We start from the raw sequence: 2,156 nt of genomic DNA, 5'->3' as shown, positions 1-2,156 counted from the left end.
ATACTTTTGACTGTGTGAAGTTAAATATCTTTCCCATGTCTGTTTGTGTTAATTTTAAGCCATGTTCGAGAATTAGCATATTTTGTTCTTCTACTGGTAGCTCATCGAATACCTTAACTAAAACCTGACGTAGAGATGAGAATCTTTCATCTTCTTCAACTTCATATTCTGTAACTTGATGTTGAATATTATCAATAGTAATATTAGGTGCATCAAAAGATGATATTACTGGCAGCTTTGAGTTCTCTCTGATTGCGAAAATGCAATTTTTTAGTAATCTTTCGATATCTGCCGCTGATATATTTTCTGGGAGAGATTGGAGCGAACGCAACTGATTATAACGTTCAGCTATCATTGTAAATTGCTGCTCAGTTGGTGGTGGTAATCTGTGACTTTGTGTTGTTTTACTGGGTGTGTAAATTTCTCGAAAACAGTTCCAAGCTAATAGATAAGCTGTCTCTTGCTGCTCATTGACATTGACTTTCTGTAATGCTTCTTTGAATGCTTTTTTAGTTATATTACGCAATAATGCCCAATCAGTATACCTATTTAAGTCTCGTCCTATCCGAATTCTGTCAAGAACTACACTATGAATACGCAGTTGAGCGTAGTTTTTCAGCGGTGTGTTATTAAAGTCATAATTGCCCAAGAGTTTGGTGAGTTCTGTAGCTGTTATCGCCCGCGCTATTTGCCAGTAATCCATCCAAGTAAAATCGTGGCTGGCAATTTGACGTTTAATTTTGTGTCCTACCCAGTAGCAAGTTTCTTCTAAGTAAAAGGTTATATGTTTGTTTGCTAAAGAATGAAGATGATTTTGCAATGCCTCTTTGAGCCAATATCGCGCCCAAGCTTCTTCATTTCTTACTGTTTCTTGGCTAATCATTTCTTCCATGTTGTATTTTAACCGCCTGTCCGTTTGCCAAGTCATAGCTTGGTAATTGTTGCGGTCTACAACCTTAAGAAATGTGGAAAACATTTCTACTAAAGTCTCACGCTTAATAATCATTGTTTACCTATGATGATCAAAAGTTATGTAAAAGCGATCGCCGTTAAAAAGGTATTAAATTTTTATGCTTTTCTCCTTGCAATAATACAGTTATTTTCCATATTTAACTCGTCACTCCAGTAGCAACGTGCAAGATAGCCAACAGTCTGCATCGTTAGTTTTGTCGCCACAAGAACCTCCTGGTAAGGATTACAGATTCGGTAACTATTGGCTGGTATATTGCCATCCGAACAAACCTGTTATCATCATCATTCGTCTGTTTATCAGGACAGATATTTGGATTTATGCAGATTGCTGTCTGGTATTTTGCAGTGATATCAAATCCGGATGATTGCACATAGTATAATCCTAGTCAGGGATTTTGGAACGAAGTATATGCCAAGACGTATTCACTGAAGCCAAGAATCAATTCCTGTGACTCCCAGGAGACATCCGTCCAACCTTGGGGAAAGCCCATCATTGTCTCCACTAGATGTGGGTTGAGCGCACGAGAACAACAAACTCCGCTTGCCACATCGCTGAGTTTGGGATAGCGCTGTTTGTTCAACTGGTTGGGGCTGCCATCTCTCCAATCGCTGGCTGTGGGAGTGAGCATCATCACCGCCGCCGACAGATGCAGGGTTTGTCCCGGCTTTCTCGTACTGATTCCAGGATGTATCCCGTCGGTCGCTTTGGGAGTTGGTAGCAATAATCCACACTCTTTCTCGTTTGTGGACAGCCCCCACGGATGCAGCCGAAACAATTCCCCATTCCACATCAAACCCCATCTGGGCAAACTCCCAGAGTACGGCACGAAAAAATTCACCCGATTCAGCAGTGATAAGTCCGGGAACGTTTTCCACAATCGCCCAGTTTGGTCGAATCTCGCAAATGATTCTCTTGAATTCCCCAAACAGATTGCGTTCATCCTGCGATGCTTTTTGTTTCCCCGCGAGGCTAAATGGAGGGCAAGGCAGTCCGGCGATGATCCCATCAACTTCTCTAACTCCGACTCTTGCCAAAGACTCAACTGTAATATCATGGAGGGAGCAATGCGATTTTGTGAGGTCAGGCAAAAAAAGGTGCGATCGCTAATCGGCTTTCCCAGTACAAAACATATATTATTTACATATTAACGAGTATTAATACTTAAGAATAGGTATTTGATGAA

2 protein-coding genes are annotated in these 2,156 nt (G+C 41.0%); both read right to left on the bottom strand.

Annotated elements, in window-relative coordinates; genetic code table 11:
* A partial coding sequence (locus LC605_RS32610) for a hypothetical protein (protein ID WP_229551495.1) occupies window positions 1-1,006 on the bottom strand: 1,006 nt, incomplete at its 3' end.
* 389 nt (window positions 1,007-1,395) lie between these two features.
* Window positions 1,396-2,061, bottom strand: coding sequence for a DNA cytosine methyltransferase (locus tag LC605_RS32605; protein WP_229551494.1), 666 nt, complete (start codon window positions 2,059-2,061; stop codon window positions 1,396-1,398).
* Window positions 2,062-2,156 lie beyond the last annotated feature (95 nt).

The organism is Nostoc sp. CHAB 5836 (assembly GCF_020829445.1).
Lineage (GTDB): Bacteria > Cyanobacteriota > Cyanobacteriia > Cyanobacteriales > Nostocaceae > Nostoc.
Note: the sequence above shows the minus strand (reverse complement) of the source record. Positions and strands in the feature narration are given on the sequence as shown.